General features: G+C 42.8%; 22 protein-coding genes, 1 pseudogene and 1 riboswitch. Of the genes and pseudogenes, 22 read left to right on the forward strand and 1 reads right to left on the reverse strand.

Annotated elements, in window-relative coordinates; translation table 11 throughout:
* Position 1 precedes the first annotated feature (1 nt).
* Genes ribD through M0R36_08765 form a run of 5 tightly spaced genes read left to right on the forward strand, consistent with a single transcriptional unit; the run spans position 2 to position 4,343 of the window.
* Positions 2–1,129, forward strand: a complete 1,128-nt coding sequence (gene ribD, locus M0R36_08745; protein MCK9555883.1) for a bifunctional diaminohydroxyphosphoribosylaminopyrimidine deaminase/5-amino-6-(5-phosphoribosylamino)uracil reductase RibD — start codon at positions 2–4, stop codon at positions 1,127–1,129.
* Complete coding sequence (locus M0R36_08750; protein ID MCK9555884.1) at positions 1,129–1,773, forward strand: riboflavin synthase; 645 nt, start codon at positions 1,129–1,131, stop codon at positions 1,771–1,773. Before ribD ends, M0R36_08750 begins: the two co-directional genes overlap by 1 nt.
* Complete coding sequence (locus M0R36_08755; GenBank protein ID MCK9555885.1) at positions 1,770–2,603, forward strand: helical backbone metal receptor; 834 nt, start codon at positions 1,770–1,772, stop codon at positions 2,601–2,603. The genes M0R36_08750 and M0R36_08755 overlap by 4 nt, the downstream gene beginning before the upstream one ends.
* The gene (locus M0R36_08760; protein ID MCK9555886.1) at positions 2,587–3,582 is read left to right on the forward strand and encodes an iron ABC transporter permease; all 996 of its coding nucleotides are present in this window, start codon (positions 2,587–2,589) and stop codon (positions 3,580–3,582) included. Before M0R36_08755 ends, M0R36_08760 begins: the two co-directional genes overlap by 17 nt.
* Positions 3,579–4,343, forward strand: a complete 765-nt coding sequence (locus M0R36_08765) for an ABC transporter ATP-binding protein (protein MCK9555887.1) — start codon at positions 3,579–3,581, stop codon at positions 4,341–4,343. The genes M0R36_08760 and M0R36_08765 overlap by 4 nt, the downstream gene beginning before the upstream one ends.
* 3 nt (positions 4,344–4,346) lie before the next feature.
* Here the strand turns inward: M0R36_08765 and M0R36_08770 are convergent, their stop codons facing one another.
* Positions 4,347–5,015: a TonB family protein gene (locus tag M0R36_08770; protein MCK9555888.1), complete on the reverse strand. Its 669-nt coding sequence runs from the start codon at positions 5,013–5,015 to the stop codon at positions 4,347–4,349.
* Positions 5,016–5,114: 99 nt separating this feature from the next.
* Positions 5,115–5,240, forward strand: a riboswitch (cobalamin riboswitch).
* A gap of 77 nt (positions 5,241–5,317) precedes the next feature.
* On the opposite strand from M0R36_08770, the gene M0R36_08775 reads away from it, so the two are divergent.
* The 17 genes and pseudogenes from M0R36_08775 to M0R36_08855 all read left to right on the forward strand — a co-directional run bounded on the left by M0R36_08775 (position 5,318) and on the right by M0R36_08855 (position 22,221).
* Positions 5,318–6,271, forward strand: coding sequence for a PEP-CTERM sorting domain-containing protein (locus tag M0R36_08775; protein MCK9555889.1), 954 nt, complete (start codon positions 5,318–5,320; stop codon positions 6,269–6,271).
* 132 nt (positions 6,272–6,403) lie between these two features.
* Positions 6,404–7,171: a prepilin-type N-terminal cleavage/methylation domain-containing protein gene (locus tag M0R36_08780; protein ID MCK9555890.1), complete on the forward strand. Its 768-nt coding sequence runs from the start codon at positions 6,404–6,406 to the stop codon at positions 7,169–7,171.
* Positions 7,172–7,318: 147 nt separating this feature from the next.
* Positions 7,319–7,495: a 30S ribosomal protein S21 gene (rpsU, locus tag M0R36_08785; protein ID MCK9555891.1), complete on the forward strand. Its 177-nt coding sequence runs from the start codon at positions 7,319–7,321 to the stop codon at positions 7,493–7,495.
* Between the two features lie 55 nt (positions 7,496–7,550).
* Positions 7,551–8,525 carry a sugar phosphate isomerase/epimerase gene (locus tag M0R36_08790; GenBank protein MCK9555892.1) on the forward strand — a complete coding sequence of 325 codons (975 nt, stop codon included), beginning with the start codon at positions 7,551–7,553 and terminating at the stop codon, positions 8,523–8,525.
* Entirely contained in the window at positions 8,509–8,940 is a 432-nt protein-coding gene (locus tag M0R36_08795) for a WxcM-like domain-containing protein (GenBank protein ID MCK9555893.1), read from the forward strand. Before M0R36_08790 ends, M0R36_08795 begins: the two co-directional genes overlap by 17 nt.
* Positions 8,941–8,987: 47 nt before the next feature.
* Positions 8,988–10,019, forward strand: coding sequence for a flippase-like domain-containing protein (locus M0R36_08800; protein MCK9555894.1), 1,032 nt, complete (start codon positions 8,988–8,990; stop codon positions 10,017–10,019).
* Between the two features lies 1 nt (position 10,020).
* Entirely contained in the window at positions 10,021–10,746 is a 726-nt protein-coding gene (locus tag M0R36_08805; GenBank protein ID MCK9555895.1) for a sugar phosphate nucleotidyltransferase, read from the forward strand.
* Between the two features lie 53 nt (positions 10,747–10,799).
* Positions 10,800–12,050, forward strand: coding sequence for a hypothetical protein (locus M0R36_08810; GenBank protein ID MCK9555896.1), 1,251 nt, complete (start codon positions 10,800–10,802; stop codon positions 12,048–12,050).
* On the forward strand, positions 12,040–12,726 hold the full coding sequence (locus tag M0R36_08815) for a nitroreductase family protein (protein ID MCK9555897.1): 687 nt from the start codon (positions 12,040–12,042) through the stop codon (positions 12,724–12,726). Before M0R36_08810 ends, M0R36_08815 begins: the two co-directional genes overlap by 11 nt.
* A gap of 8 nt (positions 12,727–12,734) precedes the next feature.
* Positions 12,735–13,733, forward strand: coding sequence for a dTDP-glucose 4,6-dehydratase (gene rfbB, locus M0R36_08820; GenBank protein ID MCK9555898.1), 999 nt, complete (start codon positions 12,735–12,737; stop codon positions 13,731–13,733).
* Between the two features lie 65 nt (positions 13,734–13,798).
* Positions 13,799–14,607 (forward strand): annotated as a pseudogene (rfbD, locus tag M0R36_08825) (dTDP-4-dehydrorhamnose reductase).
* Positions 14,604–15,728: a glycosyltransferase family 4 protein gene (locus M0R36_08830; protein MCK9555899.1), complete on the forward strand. Its 1,125-nt coding sequence runs from the start codon at positions 14,604–14,606 to the stop codon at positions 15,726–15,728. Before rfbD ends, M0R36_08830 begins: the two are co-directional and overlap by 4 nt.
* The gene (locus tag M0R36_08835; protein ID MCK9555900.1) at positions 15,718–16,773 is read left to right on the forward strand and encodes a radical SAM protein; all 1,056 of its coding nucleotides are present in this window, start codon (positions 15,718–15,720) and stop codon (positions 16,771–16,773) included. Before M0R36_08830 ends, M0R36_08835 begins: the two co-directional genes overlap by 11 nt.
* An 85-nt stretch (positions 16,774–16,858) precedes the next feature.
* Complete coding sequence (locus tag M0R36_08840) at positions 16,859–18,760, forward strand: glycosyltransferase family 39 protein (protein ID MCK9555901.1); 1,902 nt, start codon at positions 16,859–16,861, stop codon at positions 18,758–18,760.
* Positions 18,761–18,798: 38 nt separating this feature from the next.
* Positions 18,799–19,932: a glycosyltransferase family 4 protein gene (locus M0R36_08845; GenBank protein ID MCK9555902.1), complete on the forward strand. Its 1,134-nt coding sequence runs from the start codon at positions 18,799–18,801 to the stop codon at positions 19,930–19,932.
* Positions 19,933–19,946: 14 nt separating this feature from the next.
* A complete protein-coding gene (locus tag M0R36_08850) occupies positions 19,947–21,050 on the forward strand; it encodes a glycosyltransferase family 4 protein (protein MCK9555903.1) in 1,104 nt (367 codons plus the stop codon).
* Positions 21,037–22,221: a glycosyltransferase family 4 protein gene (locus M0R36_08855; protein ID MCK9555904.1), complete on the forward strand. Its 1,185-nt coding sequence runs from the start codon at positions 21,037–21,039 to the stop codon at positions 22,219–22,221. Before M0R36_08850 ends, M0R36_08855 begins: the two co-directional genes overlap by 14 nt.
* Positions 22,222–22,242 lie beyond the last annotated feature (21 nt).

Here is a 22,242-nt window from a genome sequence, read left to right on the forward strand (position 1 = left end):
TATGCCTGTTTTTACCGATATGCAGAAAAAATGGATGCTGATGGCCCTGGAAGAAGCGGGGAAAGTGGTCGGGCTGACAGCTCCAAATCCGGCTGTCGGCGCTGTCCTGGTCAAAAACAACAGGTTGATTGCCAGGTCATATCATAAATATCCCGGCGGTTTGCATGCGGAGGCAAATGCAATCAGCCTGGCAGGGCCTGATGCGAGAGGCGCTGATTTATATGTAACGCTTGAACCATGTTCATCAACGGACAAAAGAACGCCTCCGTGCACGGAAGCTATAATCAGAACAGGCATAAAAAGGGTTTTTTCCGCGATTACAGATCCGAATCCGGTTCACTGCGGCAGAGGTTATAAGAAATTGAGAAAAAAGAATGTAAGTGTTTTTGACGGGTTGCTGTCCGAACAGGCGAGGGAGATAAACCTGCCGTTTTTCAAAAGGGTCATAGAAAGGCTTCCGTTTGTTACTTTAAAATTCGCCCAGTCGCTTGACGGGAAGATAGCGACAAGAACCGGGGATTCAAAATGGATTTCCTCGGTTCCTTCGAGGAAAATGACGCATATATTAAGGAGCCGGAATGACGCTGTAATGACCGGAATCAATACGGTGCTTGCCGATAATCCTTTTTTGACTGTCAGGCATATTAAATCAAAAAAACAGCCCTTGCGGATTATAGTTGATTCCCGGTATAAAATACCTTTGACCTCGAATGTATTAAGAAATGATGACGCAAAGACATTAGTAGCCGGTTCCTCAGGCCCTGACAGGAAAAAAGGCCGCAAAATCATATCTATGGGCCATGGAACTGTGAGAATCAAAAAAGACAAAACCGGGCTTATGGACATGAAAGCTCTTTTGAAATACCTGCTTCATATGGGAATAAACAGCGTATTGGTTGAATCAGGAGGCGCCCTGGCGGCGTCTCTGCTGGAAAAAAACCTTGTTGACCGCGTGATATATATCATAGCGCCTGTTTTAATCGGCGGGCATGACGCGATTACATCATTTGAAGGAAAAGGCATCGGAAATGTTTCGGATGCCGTGAAAGTCGAGGGAGTCAATATTAAAAGGTGCGGGCCGGATTTTGTATTAACGGGCGAGCTGAATTCCGGCTGGAGGAAATTCTGATGTTTACGGGTATCATATCTTCGCTGGGCGCGGTGGAAAAGATTGATAAAAAAGTGAAAAATCCGGTAATATCCGTCATTACCGGCGGCGAAAATTTTCTTGATGACGTTAAACAGGGAAGCAGCATAAGCGTTAACGGAGCATGTCTTACGGTCATTTCCGCCGGTAAAAACAGATTTGCCGCGGAACTGTCGGCGGAGACAATATCCAGGACGATTTTCAAATCCTGCAAAAAAGGCGATCTTTTAAATCTTGAAAAAGCCGTCACCCCGGGGAAATATTTTGACGGGCATATGGTTACCGGCCATATAGACGGCTGCGCGAAAGTCGTTGAAATACGCTCAAAAAACGGCCGGGAGATTTATTTTGAAGTTCCCGAAGAATTAAGCGCTCATATAGCCGACAAAGGTTCAATCGCTGTAAACGGGGTCAGCCTGACCGTATGCAGGCCCCGGAATAACAGTTTTTCCGTGCATGTTATCCCTCACACATGGGATTCAACAAATCTCAGGATGCTTAGGCGCGGAGACCTTGTAAATGTCGAGGTGGATATAATATCTAAGTATATTGAAAAACATTTATCCGGTAAAAAAACCGGGCGCATAACTAAAGAACGCCTTAAAGAACAGGGTTATATCCGGTGAGATTATATTGTCTGTGCATATTATCCTTCACTGTTTTCATATCCCGGGGCGCGGCGGCGGATGATTTCAGGATTGTCTGCCTTGCTCCCGATGCGAACGAAATAATATTCGATATCGGCGCCGACAAATATCTCGTCGGAATAACCGAAGAATGCGATTATCCTCCTGCTTCGGGGACAATACCCAAAGTGGGGAGTTTTTCATTCCCGTGTGTTGAGTCTATCATTGCGAAGGATCCCGATGTAATAATAACTTCCGGCCTGGAACAGAGCAAGTTGAATGAGGATCTGAAAAAATTCGGCTTTAAAACAGTGGAAATCTTCCCGTCCGACCTGAATGGTATGTTTGACGCTTATAAAAAAATAGGGGAGATATGCGGGATGGAGAGTAATGCCGAAGAATGCGTCAATCGTATTAAGAAAGATGTAGATGATGTAAAATCCAGATCTTCAAAGTTTAATTATACCCCTAAAATATATCTGGAGATATGGGACAGGCCCCTGATGACCGTTTCGGGAGAATCTTTTTTGAACGAAATCATAAGGATATCGGGAGGGGTCAATATAACAGGGCAATACCCCAGGGCATATTGCAGGATAAATTCGGAAGTTATCATAAAGCATGACCCTGATATTATAATAATACTTCACGGTGATTATAAAGATATGCTTTCCAGGGAAGGATGGCAGAACATAGCGGCGGTAAAAAGCGGATATGTTTTTAATGACATCGACCGGGACACACTTGTAAGGGCGGGGCCGAGACTGGCCGATGGGCTGAGACAGATATATCTGAAAGTCAAAAAGTATAATGATGAAAAAACGCGCTAAAAATAAAAATATCTATTTCGTTTTATTCACGGTCTTACTGGTATCCTTATTTATAGTATCACTTTCAATAGGACCCGTAACTATAAGCTTTAAAGACACATATGCTCATTTTTTTGGACAATATAACCCTGTAATCCAACTTCGTTTAATGAGAGCTTTGATGGCGGTTATAACGGCATGCGGCCTGGCCGCGGCAGGTGTTATTCTTCAGTGTCTTTTGAGAAATCCGCTTGCCGACCCATATGTTCTCGGTATTTCGGCCGGTTCCGCGACAGGGGCTGTTATGGCGATAATATCCGGTTTAAACATGTATGTTTTTATCCTGCCTGTTCCTATGTTTTTTGCTTTTATAGGAGCTATGGCATCAATATTCGTGGTTTACAGGCTTGCTGTCTTCAGGGGCCGTCTGTCCGTCCAGAACCTTGTGCTTGCCGGCATAGCCATCAATGCGCTTTTATCAAGCCTGCTGCTTTTTACGATTTATGCTTCCAGGACCGAAGCGGTGCACGGGATTGTATGGTGGCTGCTCGGGAGTTTTCAGTTATTTGAGACAAAGGTATTGATATTTTCCGGCAGTATCGTATTTATCTGCCTTTTGGCGTCAGTGCCTTTCTTAAAAGAACTGAATGTAATATCTTTAGGCGAAGATATGGCGACTTATGTCGGGGTTAATGTGGAATTTTTAAAAACCTATTTTTTTATTATTTCCGGTATTCTTACAGCCGCTGTTGTCTCAAGCGTGGGCATGATAGGTTTTGTCGGGCTTGTTATACCGCATATCGCAAGAAAGCTTTTCGGCCCGGATACAAGGTATCTTTTCGGTTTTTCAATCCTGATAGGGGCGATATTCCTTATCCTGTCGGATATATTTTGCCGGCTGATTTTTGCCCCGGCGGAACTGCCGGTGGGCGTAATTACATCACTGGTCGGAGCCCCTTTCTTTATTTTTGTGCTGATAAAGACGAGAAATGAACAATGAATGAATTGCTAAAACTGGAATCTGTATCGGCCGGATATGGTTTTGCAGATGTCTTATCCGATATATCTTTTTCCGTAAAAAAAGGCGCGTTTACCGTTGTCGCGGGTCCGAACGGCTCGGGAAAAAGCACTTTAGTGCGCGCTTTGGGTAACAGTATTAAAATAACAGGGGGAAAAATATCTTATATGGGAAAGGATATCAGCTCTTTCAGCGGCAAGTCCTATGCCCGTGAATTAACGGTTGTCCCCCAGGAGTCAAAAATAATTTATGATTATGATGTGGAAGAATATATTTCAATGGGAAGATATCCATATACCGGATTCTGGGGTTCGCTGACAGGGAAGGATAACGACGAGATCGATTCGGTTGTTTTGAAATGTGAAATCGGGGAGCTCAGGAATAAGGCGATTAATAATCTGAGCGGCGGGGAAAGGCAGATGGTTTTTCTTGCAAGGGCGCTGTGCCAGAGAACAAATGTTTTAGTTATGGATGAACCGCTGACTTATCTTGATATAAAACATCAGAAGTTGATAATGAATATACTGAAGATAATCAACGGGACGCTGGGGACCACAGTTATCCTGATAGCCCATGAATTGAACCCCGTCCTGGAATGCTGTTCCGAAATAATACTTTTGAAAGAGGGAAAAATCTTCGACAAAGGCGTAACGGAAAAAATTGTGACGCGGGAAACCCTTTCCGAACTTTATGAAACCGATGTCAATGTCGGCTGTTATAAAGGAAAGCGCATGGTATATTGAACTTTAATCATAAAGTTCAAAAACCACCTCAAGACTGAACATTATTTCAGTCTGGTCTATCCCCTTTGGGAAAGGCGGAAAATGTTCGGATGCTTCTTTTACCGATTCCAGCGCAGCCTTGTTAAATTCATCTAAATTCGACTTACTGGCTTTCGGTATATTGATGTAGGTTAACCGGCCTTTATTATTTAAACAGAAAACAACAACTACTTTCGCTTCTATGCCCTGTTTTTTTGCGATTTCCGGATATTTCAGCCTTACGTAGATTTTTACGATGGAATCCAGGTCAAGAGTGTATTTTTTTATCAGCGCAGCCTGGGGAGCAAACTCTTTTTTTGCTTTTTCGATTGTTTGCTTGTCCTGCTCCCTGTCTATCTCTTTTTTTTGTGTTTTCGGCTGTTCTATTTTCTTTTTGACGGTCCGGCTTATAGATTCACTTTTAGGTTTTTCGGTCTGGACATTTACAGATGGCGATATATCGGGCATGGCAACAGGCTTCGGATTCGGAAGCGGCATTTGGGGCTGGTAGAAAAGGACTTCGATATATTTTTCCTTTTTTCCCAGGGATGCGAGCCTTCTTATAGTGGGAGATGCCCCCAGGACTATAAAGTGCAGTGATATGGAAATCAAAAGTGACAGCAGTAATAACCTGTTTCTAAAAAGAGAAACCATAAATTTCCTGAAATTGACAGTTTGTTTTATACTATTAAATATGAATTTTCTAAAATATCAAGAAAGAAATACATTGACATTATAGACGTTTTTTTTATAATTTGTAACAAGTTCTTTGGTTTTTAATTATCGGATAAGGGAAATTCCGTTAAACTCGGAAGCTGGGCCGCAACTGTAATCGGTTTTTGCGCCGAAAGCCAGAATGCCTTATCTGAAAAATGATTCTCCGGTGCCGGGAAAGCAGCCCGATCTCTGATTACGGAGAAGCGGGTTTTTTTATGCTTCATAACCGGGGGGAAATTATGAAAGGGGTTTTTATGAAGAAAGTGATTTCGATGTTTCTCTCCGCCTGCCTTATTGTATTTGTTGCCACAAATGCGTTCTGCTGGGTTGAGGATTTTACCTCCGATCCCGGCTGGAACTATGCGGGGGAAACCGGCGTCTCTCTGTTTTCATGGGAAGGAGTTTCGGGGACGGTGGGGGCCAAATGGCAGTCCGACAAGCTTACAACGAGATATTACAGGCCTCTCGGCGCCGAAGTCACCGAAAATTCATCTTTCAAGTTCGGCTGCGATATGCAGGTTAATTCTTTAATCCAGAATCCATGGGGGATGCAGATAGCGTTCGGCCTGTTCAATTCAGACAATACGGGGGACAACAGGACAGGTTATTATGATGACCCCGGATCTTATTCCGGTTACCATACCGGCGATACTATTAACACGTTCGAAATGAATTACTATCCGTATCAGGACGGTTACGGGGGGCCATGGTTCGGAGGAACGGTTATACCTTCCATCGATGTTGAGCCGGATGAGCCCGGCGACCAGATTAAAATTGTGTATTCGGGGTCTGAGGTTACCTACAGCGCAGTCGGTTTTGACGGAGGGGAACTTCCCATGGATACATGGCTGTATCCCGAGATAACATATAATGCGGCTGACGGGTCGGTAAGTTTTATAATATACGCGGATTCCGGCAGAACCGCCGTTGCCGTAATCAACGGCGTGAGCGCTCTGGCAAGTTTCATTTACACGGGAGACCCTTTTGCTTTAAATTCTTTCGGTTTTTTCAGTTATTACGATTACCTGGCTTTTGACCCTTCCGCGCCTTCGATAAACGGAAGCGGGATGTTCGATAACGCCTATTTTGCGGTAGTGCCTGAGCCGGGTTCATTTGTTTTATTTATAGGCGGGTTGCTGGGTGTCCTGTTTCTGGGAAAACGGAAAAATAAACAAATATTTTTTATGAAATAAAAACATATCCGCTGAACGATATGAAAAAATATACAACGGGGGTTCACCCCATTAGAGAACTGCTATAAGGCAGAAAGAAGTTTTTCCGGCGGAAGCAAAGATAAACCCGATTATAAAACAGGCGTTGATTCAATGAGCGATAGGAAGCGAAATTCTCTAACGGGGTTCACCCTTATAGAATTACTTGTAGTTATTACGATCATTTCAATTCTCTGTTCTTTTCTGCTGCCTGCCTTAAGGGAGGTAAAGGAATCCGCAAAAAGGGGCATTTGCATGTCTAACTTAAGGCAATTGTATATTGCGGCGTCTTTTTACCTTCAGGATAACAGAGATACATTTTTCCCTTATTATGTCACTGAGCCCGGCGGAAGGTTATGGTGGTTCGGGTTTGAAGCGGGTTACGGCTCCGGTGTTCCCGAAGGCGAAAGAGATATCGATATAACACAGGCTTTTTTATACCCGTATCTCAGGAGTATCGGGGGAGTGGAAAGATGCCCGTCATTTGATTATGATGACGCGCAGTGGAAGGCAAAATTCGATGGGGCGACTTACGGATACGGCTATAATATTCACGGTATCCAGAATAAAAGACTCTCCGGAATTAAAGATCTTACAAATACGGTTTTATTCGCCGATTGCGCCCAGATCAATACTTTTCAGGCTCCGGCATCTCCTTCTAACCCGATGATTGAAGAATTTTACTATGTCAGCCCCTATTTATTCGAAAGGCTTGTTCATTTCCGGCATAACGGCTGCGCCAATGTGCTGTTTTGTGACGGGCATGTTAAATCCCTGCGGCCTTATGCGGAAAGTGTTGATACGACAGGACTAAAGATCGGACATAAGGTCGGAAGAATAAATCCGCCCGGAGATTACTCGCTTTTTAACATCGATAACTGACATAGGGAGTCAGAGCCTCTTCAACCTGAAAATTCTTGACATTGTATCTTTTATTAATTAAACTTCACTTGCTTTGGCTGTAGCTGTATGTATATATACTGGATATAACATATATTTTATGTATTTTATGAAGGGTGGTGAGTAAAGTTGCCGACCGTTAGAGTTAGAAAAGGCGAATCAGTTGACAGGGCTTTGAAACGCCTTAAAAAGAAAGTTGATAAAGAGGGCATCATGAAACAGGTTAAACAGCACAGGCATTATGAAAAGCCCGGACAAAAAAGAAGAAGAAAACAGAAAGATGCCCAAAAAAAGAAAAGACGATAGATCTTAAAGATGGAAAAAAGGCCCGGGAAACGGGCCTTTTTTTATTTGTGAACATATGAAAGATTCCGAAGATTACAAAATAAATGATTTTGCTTTATCTACATCTTTATTCGGGTTGTCCTGCAAAAAAGCCGAACAGGTGATAAGATCGGTCAAAGAACTCGGTTTCAGAAAAGTGGAACTGGGTTTTATGCACTCAAGAGCCTTTATACAAAATTTCTCTTCTATATACAAAGGCCATGGCATCACTGTGGAAAGTCTTCACAATTTTTGTCCTTATCCCGTAACGCATAAATACCCGATATCCCCGGATATATATAACTTAAGCTCTCCTGACGCCGAGGAAAGGGGAAAAGCGGTTTCAAATACCATAAATACCATTGACACCGCCGCGGAGCTGGGAGCGGGCGCCGTAGTTGTGCATCTGGGTTATATGCCGATGCAGAAGATAAACAAGCTCATCTTCAATATGTACCGGAGGCTCCCTGAAAACATCTATAACATGTTTATAAAATGCTTCCTGGCGCGCCGGAGAAAAATCTCGGATAAATATCTTGCTTACACTATGTCGGCGTTGGAGAAGGTCGTATCTCACGCGAAAAAAAAACATATACGGGTAGGCATAGAGACCAGGATGTATCCGCATGAAGTGCCTGATATGGCGGAAATGGGGAAAATACTGAAAAATTTTAATGACCCGGTTCTCGGGTATTGGCATGATACCGGCCATGCGGAGATCAAAAAAAAGCTGAAGATCGAAGACTCTGACAGGTATTTTAAGGAGTACAGCGGCAGAATAATCGGAATACACCTGCACGATGCCAAAGGTATATCTGATCATATGGCTCCCGGCCTGGGAGATATTGATTTTGATGCGGTCCTTTCCGGAATTCCCTGTGATACAATAAAAGTGATAGAAGTCCATAAACCCTGTGAAGATATCGAGTTGAAAAAAGGGTCTGCGTACCTGCTGCAAAAGTGGCTTGAGATAAAGAAAAAACACGGAGGGCGAAATGATAAAGGGAGTTAAGATATTTGAATATGAAAAATATTCCGATAAAAGGGGTTGGCTTAATGAGGTATGGAGATCGGATGTGATTGATTTTCAGCCTGAAATGGGCTATATATCGATGACCTTACCGGGTAAATCCAGAGGGCCTCACGAACACAGGAAACAGACCGACTATTTTATATTTATGGGAACTTCCGAATTTTTGGTAAAGTTATGGGACAGCAGAAAATCCGTAGAAGACAGGATTATAGCGGCTGAAGGAAAAATAACGGTTATAATGGTGCCGCCGGGTATAATACACGGTTATAAGAACACAGGCAGATCAAACGGCCTGGTATTGAATATGCCGGATAAATTATACGGCGGTAAGAACAGGAAATACGCCGTTGATGAGATAAGGCACGAGGAGTCGGGCCGGTATATAATGGATTAGGAAGCTCCCTGTCCTCCATATTAACCCTTATATCATGCCGGGGAATTATGAAAAATAAAATTTATATGGTTTTAAGGCTTGCCATCGGCGCCGGTATCCTGTTCTACGTCCTTACTTCAATCCGGATGGGCGCGGATGCGGATTACACGGGTATGTCTTTGCTCGGGAAATTGCTTCATAACATAGACCTGTTAAAAGACAAGATCCTCGGCGTGGACAAACTGCTTTTCACGATAGGGCTGGCCTTAATACTGGTATCTTACATGATCTCTTTTATAAGATGGTATTTCCTGCTGAGAGTGCATGACATCAACATCCCCTTCAAAAGGGTCATAAGCCTCGGGTTCATCGGGGTCCTGTTCAACAACGTTATGCCGAGTACAGTGGGCGGAGATATAGTCAAAGCCTATTATGCGACAAAAGACACCAGCAAGCGCGCCGCTGTGGTAACGACTGTTCTGGTCGACAGGATCATAGGCATGGGATCCCTTTTATTGATATCCGTCGCTGCGGCGCCTTTTTTTCTTTTTAACGGACAATTAAGGGAGCTATCCGCGGTTTTGATAGCGATATTCATTTTCGCGCTCTTTGTTTTTTGGCTGATGCTTCATCCTAAGTTAATGCAGAAAATATCCCTTCTGAAAAAAGGCGGGATATCGGGAAAATTAATTGAAATGTACCAGGCTTTTTATTTTTATAAGGATAAAACCAGGGTGTTGATATGGTCCGTGATTATGTCGGTTATACTCCAGCTGATTATGATATACGTCCAATATGTTTTTATTCGCGCCATGGGGTATAAGAACGCCGATTTTGCCGATTTTCTCATACTGATTCCCGCGATTACGTATATATGCGCGATTCCGATATCCATAATGGGATGGGGTGTGGGAGAAGCCGCCTATAAAACCCTCTTTAATCTTGTGGGGATATCGAGTGTATATTCCGTCGGCTTGTCTTTGATTTCCAGGATAAGTATGATGGTGATCAATCTTATAGGGTTGCCTCTGTACATAAATCACAAGCCTACCGAAAGCCTGAAGGAAATCAAAGAAAGCATAACGTTAAAAGGAGATTGAAATGAAAGGTGTAATCTTAGCCGGAGGTTTGGGAACAAGGCTTTATCCTCTTACGAAAATAACCAATAAGCATTTATTGCCCGTTTATGACATGCCTATGATTTATTACCCTATAACCACATTGGTGAAAGCCGGCATCAGGGATATTATGGTAGTAACGGGGGGTAATAATGCGGGTGATTTTCTCAGGCTGCTCGGCAACGGCAGGGAATTCGGTTTAAAGCGCCTGCATTACGCTTATCAGGAAGGGGAAGGCGGTATCGCCCAGGCCTTATCGCTCGCGGAGGAATTTGCCGAAGGCAGGAGCATAACGGTAATACTCGGGGATAATATATTCGAGAAAACGGTGAAAAAAGCTGTCGCAGGTTTTTCCGAAGCCGGTTCCGGAGCAAAAATATTTTTGAAGGAAGTCGCTGAACCCCAGCGTTTCGGTGTTCCGGAGATAAAAGGCGGTAAAATAATTAAAGTCGAGGAGAAACCGAAAAAACCGAAATCCAAATATGCCGTCGTGGGATTATATATGTATGATAACAGCGTTTTCGATATTATAAAAGGGCTTAAAGTTTCGGGGAGAAATGAACTGGAGATTACCGATGTCAATAACCACTATATACAAAGGGGCCTTATGGAATATGAAATCCTCCCGGGCTGGTGGACAGACGCGGGGACGATCGAGTCTCTTTACAGGTCAAACACCCTGATAAGAAAATTGAGGGCCGGGAAATAATAAGGAAATATATAAGAACAATTTATATCACAAGAACTCCGATTGTATAGATTATGAATTTAGGGAAGAAAATACTTGCCAATCTTATTGATAAAAGCTACGTGAAAGGCAGGGGGTTTTCTTTTTTTTATGACAGGACGGACCCGCTTAACAGGGGATATATAAACACAAACGACCTCGGGGATTATATCCCGTTTTTACATTATTTCGGATTTGGGGACATCGTGCGCGACTGCCTCGGGAGTGTTTTAAGCAGGTACGATGTTTTTTACCGCGAACGCGTGGAGCGCTTCGGTTCCACCCGCCTTTCCAAATTCGGAATAATAGATCTATATTCTAACAGCGATTATCTTCACGGGCTGCTTTTTGCCAGGCGGTATCCGGAATATAAGGAATTTCATTGCGATATCGACGGTGTTTTCGGAAAAATCGCGAAGATCATAAAAAGGACATCTTACACGAATTTTATCCGTTTAAGAAAAAACTATGTTCCGATACCCGTCTTCAGGCCGCTGGATATAGGAATGTATCCTGAGATGCTTTATGAACACGGGGAGGTTGATATTGCGGAGACCATTATAGATTCCCTGGCTCGGGATATCATCGTATCGGGCCGGCCGCTGGGAAGATGCTACCTGTGGAAATTACTTGTTAACGGAAAAATGTATTTAATGAAAGACCATACGAACATATTGTTTTCCTTTCTCAGGATTTACAGAAACAACGGGATTAAAAACAAAGAGAAGCAGCTTAAGCGGTTATTTGATATTTTACTGGATAAATTTACTTCAGGGGATATTATTTATAACAATAATATGGAAAAGGGGGTAAGAAGCTCTTCATTGGCATTCGCTTTCCTGGAAACCCTGCTGGAAGCGTATATTTATACGGAGGACAGATACTACCGCGAAAAGATAAGCGTTTTACTGCCTTTCTGGCTGAATATAATATCAGATATAAATATACTGCCTTCATATAAAAACATAAACACGGGAAGGTATTCGGACGATGCGATTGTGGACAACAATACGGATTTTTACGTATTTCTGAAAAAATTCATGCTTTTTGGGGGGGAACACCTTGTTTCTGATGATTTCATCGGAAAATTCAAGTCCGATATAATTAAATATTATTTAGACAGCTCATCCCATGATGTATATTCTTCCGTTAATATCGGCACGGGGGAAAAATCAAATGTTATTAAAAGCAAGTTTTCATCATTGTTTACAAAAGTGTTAATATCGGATAATCTTATAAGCAGAAAACAATATTTTGACATGGAGATATTTCTGGATGATAGATAGCGGTTTTCTTGAAGTTATAAAATCAAGAAGAAGTATCAGGCAGTATGATAACAGGAAAATCGACAGGTCTGATATTTGCAAAATTCTTGAAGCGGCCAACTGGGCTCCTTCCGCCTGTAACGCCCAGGCCTGGCATTTTATTGTTTTAGACGAAGAGGAAAAGATAAATTCCATGGTGGCTAAAGGGCTTGACAAAGCAAAAGATACTCCGGTTCTTATCTTTGTGTTTTACAGAAAATATATCAGGCGGAAGCCGATAAATTTACATTTTGCGGATTATGTCCAATCCGCGAGCGCCGCCATTCAAAATATGCTGCTGATGGCGCATAATCTGGGGATAGGGGCCTGCTGGATAAACGGGATGGATATTCCGGTCAATAAGATTATAAGAAAGCCTTTCGGTTATGAATTTATAGCTTTGATAAAGCTGGGTTACGGCAAGTCGAAAGAATATAAGATACAGGACAGAAAATATTCAATTGAAGAAATAATGTCCTATAATAAGTTTGATTTGCCGCGCAGAGACATTTTGTCGAGAAAAGAAGTTTTTTGGGAAATCCTGAAAATAAAGGTTAAGGATAATCCGCTCATGAAGCTGTTGTTCTCCCTTTTACCTTCGGGTCTTTTTAAAAAAAACGGTTCAGGTAAAGATATTGAATCATACAAAATCAATTAGAGGATAAAATGAAATATTTTATAACAGGCGGCGCGGGTTTTATAGGTTCGAATTTCATAAGGTATCTCATCGGCAAAGAACCGGACGCGGAGGTAATTAATTTCGATAAACTTACTTACGCGGGAAACCCGGAAAACCTTTCGGAATTGAAGGGTAATAAGAGATATACATTCGTCAAAGGCGATATATCCGATTCTGAGATGGTGGATAAGCATATCCGCGGATGTGATATTCTTATTAATTTTGCGGCGGAAACGCATGTTGACCGTTCTATAGGGGACCCGCGCGATTTTATAACCACCGATATCGTAGGGACGTATGTCCTGCTTGAAAATGCGAAAAAACATTCCATAAAAAAGTTTATTCAAATATCCACCGATGAAGTTTACGGCAGTATAGAGAAAGGTTCGTTTGATGAAGATTCCACGTTAAAACCCACCAACCCGTATTCCGCGAGCAAAACAGGGGCTGACAGGCTCGTTTTTTCTTACTGGGCTACCTATAAGCTGCCTGTGGTGATTTCACGCGCGTCGAATAATTACGGCCCTTTCCAGTACCCTGAAAAAATAATCCCGCTTTTTGTCACGAATGCCATTGAAAACAGGGAACTGCCCCTTTACGGCGACGGGTTAAATGTCAGGGATTGGCTTTATGTGGAAGACCATTGCGCCGCCATTCTTTTTCTTGTCAAAAAAGGCGTTAACGGGGAAGTTTACAATATAGCGGGAGGCAATGAAATCACGAATATAGAGCTTACACGAAGCATATTAAAGATACTGGGTAAAAGCGAGTCCCTGATTAAAAAAGTCAGGGATCGCGAAGGGCATGACAGAAGGTATTCCCTCAATATTTCTAAGATTAAAAACCTGGGGTGGGAACCTGCCGCTGAATTTGGAAAGGGACTTGAATTAACGGTTAAATGGTATATTGAGAACACAGATTGGTGGAAAAAGATAAAATCCGGTGAATATCTCGAATATTACAGGAAACAGTATTTACACCGATAACATTTCACTCCACATAAAATAAAGTGCCTGACAAAAAAAAGATAATAATACTTGGTGCCAACGGGATGCTGGGAAAGGCGGCCTGCCGGAATTTCTCCGCGCGTTATGATATATTCCCGTTTGATTTAAATGATTTCGATATAAGGGACGCTGACGCTCTGCGACGGCATATCTCAGATATAAAGCCATATTTAACGCTGAACTGCGCCGCGTACACCAATGTGGACGGCTGCGAGGAAAACAGGGAACTTGCTTTTGAAGTGAACGGTATTGCCCCGGCGCGATTGCTTCCGTGTGCAGGGAGTTTTCGGTGTATCTCATCCATTTCAGCACGGATTATGTTTTCAGCGGCGAAAAAACCTCCGAATATACTGAAGAAGACGAGCCGCATCCCCTGAGTGTTTACGGGCAAAGCAAGCTGGAGGGAGAGAAAAGAATAATGTCATCAGGCGGAAATAATTTAATTGTCAGGACATCCTGGTTATACGGGCCTTTCGGGAAGAATTTTGTTTCCAGTATTATATCGATTGCAAAGGATAAAAGCGAAATAAGTGTTGTAAACGACCAGATCGGACGGCCGACGTTCACCTATGACCTGCTTGACTGTGTCAAATGGCTGACGGACCGGAGGATAACAGGCGTCGTGCACGCCTGTAATTCCGGAACCTGCTCCTGGTTTGATTTTGCCGGGTCCATCATCAGGATTAAGGGGATAAGCGCAAAAATCAAGGCTATAAAATCAGATGAATTGAAGAGGCCGGCGAAGAGGCCTAAAAATTCTGTCCTGTCCGTGAGTAAACTTGTTTCCCTGGGCTATAAGGAAATAAGGCCGTGGAATGACGCTTTAAAAACATATATTGAAGAATATCTATGAAAATACTGATTGTAACAGGGATTTATCCTCCGGATATAGGCGGCCCGGCCATGTATTGTTACATGCTGAGGGAAAAACTGGGGAAGCTGGGTTGTGATGTCAAAATCATAACTTTCAGCGATACCGTGAACAGGGCGGATAAAAATGTCATTACCATTTCCCGCAACGGAAACTGGCTGCTCAGGCAGATACTGTGTATCATAAAAATAATTTCCCATGGCATAAGGTCGGACGTGATTTATGCCAATGGATTGGAACTGCCTGTTTTTATAGCGTCTTTCTTTTTGTTCAGGAAGAGGCGAATCGCAAAAATTACCAAGGATTTTGCGTGGGAATACGCTCAGAGGCACGCTATAATCCAGGCAAATTTTGATGATTTCCAGTATCTCAAAACGTCAGGCCTGTTGTCTTTTTTGAAAAAAATACAGCTCCTTTCCGCAAAAAAAATGGATTCAGTCGTAGTTCCCAGCGACTATTTGAAAAATATTGTGGAAGAGTGGGGAATCAGCAGGAACAGGATAGTCCATATAAGAAACGCTTATTCTCCCCCTGAATTCAAGGTTGATTCGGATAAAAACCCTTCCGTTGCCGGCTCAATACAATTACTGACCGCCGGCAGGTTTGTCCCTTGGAAAAACATAGATAAAATAATCAATTGTTTTTCCAGTCTGCCGGAGGAATACAGGCTTGCGATAGTCGGTGAGGGACCGCTGAAAGAATATCTCCAGAATGTAATCTCATCCTTAAACCTGTGGGACAGAATAAACCATTTCGGGTATCTGCAGAATGATGATTTATTCAAATTGATGTTAAAATCGGATTGTTTCCTGTTATACAGTTCTTATGAAGGGTTATCTCATGTTTTAATAGAGTCGCAATTTGCCGGACTTCCTTCCGTAGTCACGGATGTGGGCGGAAACAGGGAGATCATCAGCGACGGCAAAAACGGCTTTCTGATAAAAAATATGGATTCATCCGATTTTGCCGAAAAAATTACGCAGATATGCAAAATGCCTACGCTTAAACATGAGATGAAAATGAACTGCATTAAAAAATCGAGGGAATATTCATGGGAATCCCATGTGGCTGAACTTATAAGGCTGTTTAAAAATGAAGATTAAAGGCTATCTAAAAATATTATCCTTAAGTTACAGGAATAAAGGGTTTAAAGGGATTTTTAATCTGGCAAAAGTATTTTCTGACCTTTTTTTCGAACCGGAAACCGTATCTTCCCGCATAACGTCCGCAAAAATAGAAGTAACCACCAGATGCAACCTGAAATGCCGCTTCTGCGACAATACTGTGAGCAGCCGCAGGAAAACCGATATGCAAATACACGAATTTCTGCAAATACTGGAAAAAATGCCGTTTTTATCCAAAATATCGCTTTCAGGCGTGGGTGAGCCGTTTCTCAACCCTAATATATTCCAGTTTATCAGACTGGCGAAAGAGAGGCATATTTTTATCGGGACATTTACGAACGCGACATTATTGTCCGAAGATAAAATCGATAGGCTGATCCGGTCGGATATCGATTGGCTGAATATATCCCTGGACGGCGCGACAAAAGAAACGTATGAAACCATAAGACGCGGGGCCGTATTTGAAAATGTCATATCGAATACCGGGATGTTCCAGGATAAAAATATCCGGAACGGGGAGAAAATCGATGTTGCGGTCTGGATGACTTTAACAAAATCTAATATCGGGGAACTGCCGCGGATGATACCCCTGCTGAAATCCCTGAAAATAAAGAAACTTAATATCCAGTCGCTTCATCCGTGGGGAAAAGATTACTGGAAAAAAGAACTCGGGGATTATCAGGTGGAATATGAAAATAAAGGCGATTTCTTATCTGAGACAGCGGAGAGGGCCGGAAAAGAGGGCATTTTATTGAATTACTCTACCGCCGGGAGCAAATCAAGGAAAAGAAGGACATGCAATTGGCCGTGGAGGTCCTGCAACATCACTGTTGACGGATTTATCACCCCCTGCTGTATGAACGGCAGCGACCCGGAGATAATCAATTTCGGGAATATCTATAGGCAGTCATTTGAGGAAATATGGAATTCGCGGGATTACCGGTTTTTCAGGAAACAGCTGAAAAGCAGTTCCATGCCGGATATTTGCAGAGGATGTCCAGGTTATTTCTATGTTGGATTCTAGAAAAACATATGCGTTAATTTTTTCAGCGGCGTTAATATTTTTTATTTTGTCATCCCGTTCCGCGGCAGATTTAAATTTCCCTCCTTTGAATCCGCTTAGAATAATTTCAGGATTTTTAACCTGTTTTTTCAGCGCCGGGTTTCTCGTATCGGTTATATTGTTTAAAAAATACGGGAAATCATCGGAAGCCCTTTTTATAATCATTGCCGGTATATTTCTGAGCCTTTTACTCTCATATCCCGCGGCGATAACAAATATCCTGCTTGAAGGGCAAAAACATTATTACCAGTACCGCCTGCACAGGATTTCGGGCCTGTATCTCCTGCTTATAAGCGTATTGACTTTTATCAACGTCAGATACAGGAAAAAAATCAGACTGGAAAAGTATCCGGATAGCGCAAAGCTCATCCTTATTTTGACGGGCATTATCCTGCTTTTAAGCGGTTTTATGGTATTTTACGGTATTAACGCGCATGACCTGTGCGGAGACGAGATCAATATAGGCATGAGGTCGTACGACCTGGTAGACGGGAATGTCGCAAGAAGGCAGGCCTTTTTTTTATCGACGGTAAGCCATTCTCCCTTGATAAACACAGCCGGTTTTATTTCGATGCAGATACTTCAGCCGTTCGGGTTTTATGAACTCGAAGACTGGATGTTCCGCTTTTTGCCCGCGCTGGTTTCTGTAATGGCGGCCGTCTGTCTTTTTTTCATATTATACCGCGAATGCGGGATATTCCCTGCTTTTGCCGCGGCCCTGCTGCTGTCAGTTTCGAATTATCATGTCTGGATGGGACGGATATTCCTGAGGGAAGGGCTGATGACTTTTATGCTGTCCTTCGGTGTATTGTCGGCTTTCAGGATTAAAGACAATGATTTATACCTGTTTTTCTGCGCGCTGGCGCTGGGCGCGGCTTTCCTGGTAAAGTTCACGGCTCTTTTTTTCGCCGTTCCGTTTTTCATATATGTGTACTTGCGGAAAAAAGAAGCTCTCATCAATTTTATTTTAATCTTTTTTGCGGTTTGTCTTCCCGTGATACTCTTTAATGCCGCTGCTTATATCACGACGGGTTATATGGACCAGCCGTTCGGAAAATTGTTTAATATGTTCGGAGGCGATGCAAAAGGCACGATGATTACCCATGATAATATGTATGCCCATCTGGTCAGTCCGTTCGACGGAATCAAACATTGTTTGACGATATTGCTTGATCAATCGGGGATAGCGCTGTTTCTGCTGATATTGATATCGGTTTTTTTCAGCGCGCTTAAGTGCTTCAAAGAAAAAAACAGGGATATCCTGTTTCTCTTATTGATAATATCCGTTTCAATGTCATTATTCGCGGTGAATGGGGTAAGAGCCTATTACTTATACCCTGTATTTTTTTTCATGATTATGGCGGCCGGATTCCTTATAAAACACATACTAAATAAACAGTTGAAATATCTATACCTTTTCTTTATCGGTTTTATCATGCTAAACTCTGTTTTTATCGTAGTGAATACCCATTACAGGGAATTTATCAGTTATAAGCCCGTATACAGGCTTGATTTCGCGACCGGAGATGAATGGCCCGGCATTAATCTTCGTAACCCCGTTTCGTATACGACGCTTTTATGGGTTAAGTCGGGCAACATGAAAATTATCAGGGAATATATGCGGAAGAATATAAGCAATGATGATTTAGTGGTGGTTGATGATAATATTTATGTATTAGACTATTGCTGGTATATCAAGGAAAAAGCGCTGATGCTTGATGATAAAGGCTATCTGGGTTACAGAAAAGACTGTCATACCGATAAAATATACGGTCAGCCGGCAATTATCTGGCAATCGAAGTATTCTTTTTATAAAAACAGAAAATTCGATAATGTATACTTTATTACCGGGCAAGCCGCCGACTTGCCGAATTATGAAAAGGTCCTTGAATTATCCGGAAGATACCGTTCTCCGGAGTACTTTATCTACAGGATAAATAATATATAAACAGGTTTGTTATGGATGCTGGGGAAATCAAAGTTTTAATGATAAGTCTGGACGAACGGCTTCTCGGCGGCAAAACGGGAGGCGATGCTTATGAAAGGCATGCGGATTTTTCAGGAAAAATCAAGGGCGCTGATATTGTCGTGCTTGGAAAAAACAGGCATGATTCATTAAAACAGGGCAACATGACCGTAAAGGGAACAGGCAAGAAGTGTCTGTTAAAAAGATTTTATACAGGTTATGGGATTGCAAGAGAGTTTGCCCGAAAAAACAGATATTCGCTGGTAACGACGCAGGATCCTTTCCTGACAGGGCTGATAGGGTATATGATTTCAAGGAAGTTTAATATCCCCCTTAATATACAATTGCACGCCGATTTCCTGGACAACCATTATTGGATGAATGAAAATAAAGTAAACATATTATTAAATATATTCGCGAAATATATTATAAAAAAAGCGGATACGGTAAGGGTCGTAAGTTCGAGGATGTTTAATAAACTTGCCGCTTCCGGTTTTAGGAAAAAAGATATATTTTTTATTCCGACAGGATGCGGGATACCGGTGAATAAATTTTTTGCCGGGGAAAAATATCGCGCAAGAGAGGAGCTTGACCTCCCGCAGGATAAAAAAACAGTGTTATTTATAGGCAGGCTGGTGAAACAGAAATCATTATACGACTTTATTGATACCGCTGATGCTATCCTTAAGCGGCGCGAGGACGCGCTGTTCCTTATTGTAGGCAGCGGCCCCGAGCGGGCCGGGCTTAAGGATTATGCCGCCGGGCTTAACATCGGGCATGGCCTTGAATTTATCGAAGAGGTGACTTACGACGCGGCGGTCAAGTATTACCGGGCTTCCGATGTGTTTTTACTGACATCCGGATATGAAGGAACCGCGAGAGTCCTGGAAGAGGCCGCGGCATCGTCCCTGCCTATAATAACAACCGATGTAAGCGGGGCCGAAGATGTTGTCAAGGACGGGTATAACGGGTATGTTATCCCTATAGGGGAAAAAGGCGCGCTGGCGGAAAAACTCGCGTTTTTACTGCAAAATCCGGCGGATATGGAGCGGATGGGACGGAACGGAAGGTCAATTGCTGAAAAATATTATGACAGGGAAAAGAACATCGGGAAACTCATCAATATGTGGGCGCTCACTTCCCGGAAGGAATGACGGGGAATTTCCAGGTGGAAAATAAAAAATTAAATATTTTAATCGTCACCCAGGCTCTGGATGACAGTGACTGGCTGCTCGGGTTTTTCACAAAATGGGTATCGGAATTAGCCTCTGTCTTTAAAGAAGTTTTTGTATTTGCGCTTAAGGTCGGAAAATATGACCTGCCGGAAAATGTTAAAGTTATCGGGCTTAAGGGAAAAAACAGTAAAGGCAGGGTAAAAATCCTCAAAAGGCTGTACTGCTCCGCCGCCGCGATACAAAAAGAAAAAAGGATAGACTGTATGTTTGTCCACATGTGCCCTGTTTACGCGCTGGCTTTGCTGCCGGTTAAATACCTGTATAAAATCCCTGTCGTTATGTGGTATACACATGGCAGGGCTACGCTGAAACTGCGGGCGGCGCATCTGGTTTGCGACAGGGTAGTCACGGCGTCAAGAAGCAGTTTTCCGCTTGAATCGGGAAAAGTTACCGTAACGGGACACGGGATAGATATGGATATGTTTGGTTTGAAAAAATATCAGGCAGGCGGCGAAAACGTCAAAATATTTTCCGCGGGCAGGATAGTCCCGATAAAAAGGATTGAAATCCTCATAGAAGCTTTGGGAATTCTTAAAGAACGGGGCAGAACCGGGTTCGGGTGCGTTATTGCCGGGGATTCTCCCTCTAAAACGCATTGCAATTATCTCAGGGGCATCGAAAAGAAGATTTTAAATTACGGCTTAGCCGGGCAGGTAAGATTAATCGGCCCGGTTTTGCATAAAGATATCGCTTTGCTGTATAAATCATCCGATATATTTGTTAATTTAAGCGATACCGACAGCCTCGATAAATCCGTCCTGGAATCAATGAGCTGCGGCTGTCTTACCCTTACCAGCAACAAAGCGTTTGCAGACGTCTTGCCGGACAATTTAAAATTATTTTATCTGAAGAAGAACGATCCGGAGGAATTGGCGGAAAAGATAGAAATGCTTTCAGCCCTGACAATAGAGCAAAAGTCGGCTTATGGCCCGCAATTAAGAGCCATTGTCGCGGAAAACCATGATTTAAACGATTGTATAAAAAAAATCCATTCCGTTATAGAAGATATTACCGGCCATTTATATGAAAAAGTGTGATTTATACTATATAGCGAGCGCCAGGCTGCCGACTGAAAAAGCCAACGGCTGCCAGATAGTTAAGATGTGTGATGCTTTTTCAAGGATATACAGGGAAGTCAGGCTTATTGTTCCTTCCAGGGTAAACCACGGCAGGGCAAAAGAATTCGGGGATATTTATGATTTTTACGGGGTGGAAAAGCGTTTTGAAATAAAAGTGATAAAAACTCCCGATTTCCTGCCCTTTTTCAGAAAAGCGGCGATTCCTTATGTCGAAAGTTTATTTTTTATACTGCAGGAAAATATTTTTGCCAAAAAATCGGTTGCTTATCTGAAGGACAGGGAAAAAGCGCTTGTGTTTACACGGAGCAAAAGAGTATTAAAAGCGCTGGTTTCCGGGGGAATTAATTCAAAACATAAGATTATATATGAATGCCATAAATTGACGGCCAGGGAAACCGGGTTATTGGTAAATGTCCAGAAAAAAATCGATATGATTGTAGCTATAACAAATGCTCTTAAGCGTGATTTGGTTTCTTCCGGCGTATCCGGAGAAAAAATCCTTGTTTGCCCTGATGGAACAGATATAGGAAAAGCGCAAAGCGCGCCGGCTGATATTTTCGATCCCGCCCTTGAAAAAGAACTTGCGGGAAAATTTATTATCGGCTATGCCGGGAGTTTTTTTGACTGGAAAGGAGTTGCAACGCTTCTGCGGGCGGCGAAGTATATTACGGACGACTGCCGTGTCCTGCTTGCAGGCGGCCCGCATCGGGAATTTCGGGGAATGATGAGATCCGCCGGCGTTGAGAAATCCGGCAAGATAAGATATATGGGGTACTTAAAGCCGCGCGACGTTTTTTCCTTTATAAAAGCGTGTGATCTTATGGTAATTCCCAACAGCGCGGCGAATAGGACTTTTTCAAAGTATTCTTCGCCGTTAAAATTGTTTGAAGCGATGGCATGCGGGGTGCCTGTTATAGGGAGCGACCTTCCCGGAGTGTCCGAGATAATCAGGGACGGCGAGAACGGTTTTTTATTCAGGCCGGATGACTTCCGTGAACTTGCCGGAAAGATTATGGGACTGAAGGGGAATCCCGCCGGACTTAAACAGGCCGCTGCCGCCGCCGCAAAAGAAGTTTCTTTGTATTCATGGGATCAAAGAGCAAAGACAATATTCGACGCTCTGGAATAAATATAAAAAGAAGAAAGACAA

The sequence above is a fragment of the bacterium genome, from assembly GCA_023228325.1.
Classification (GTDB): domain Bacteria; phylum Auribacterota; class UBA6266; order UBA6266; family UBA6266; genus UBA6266.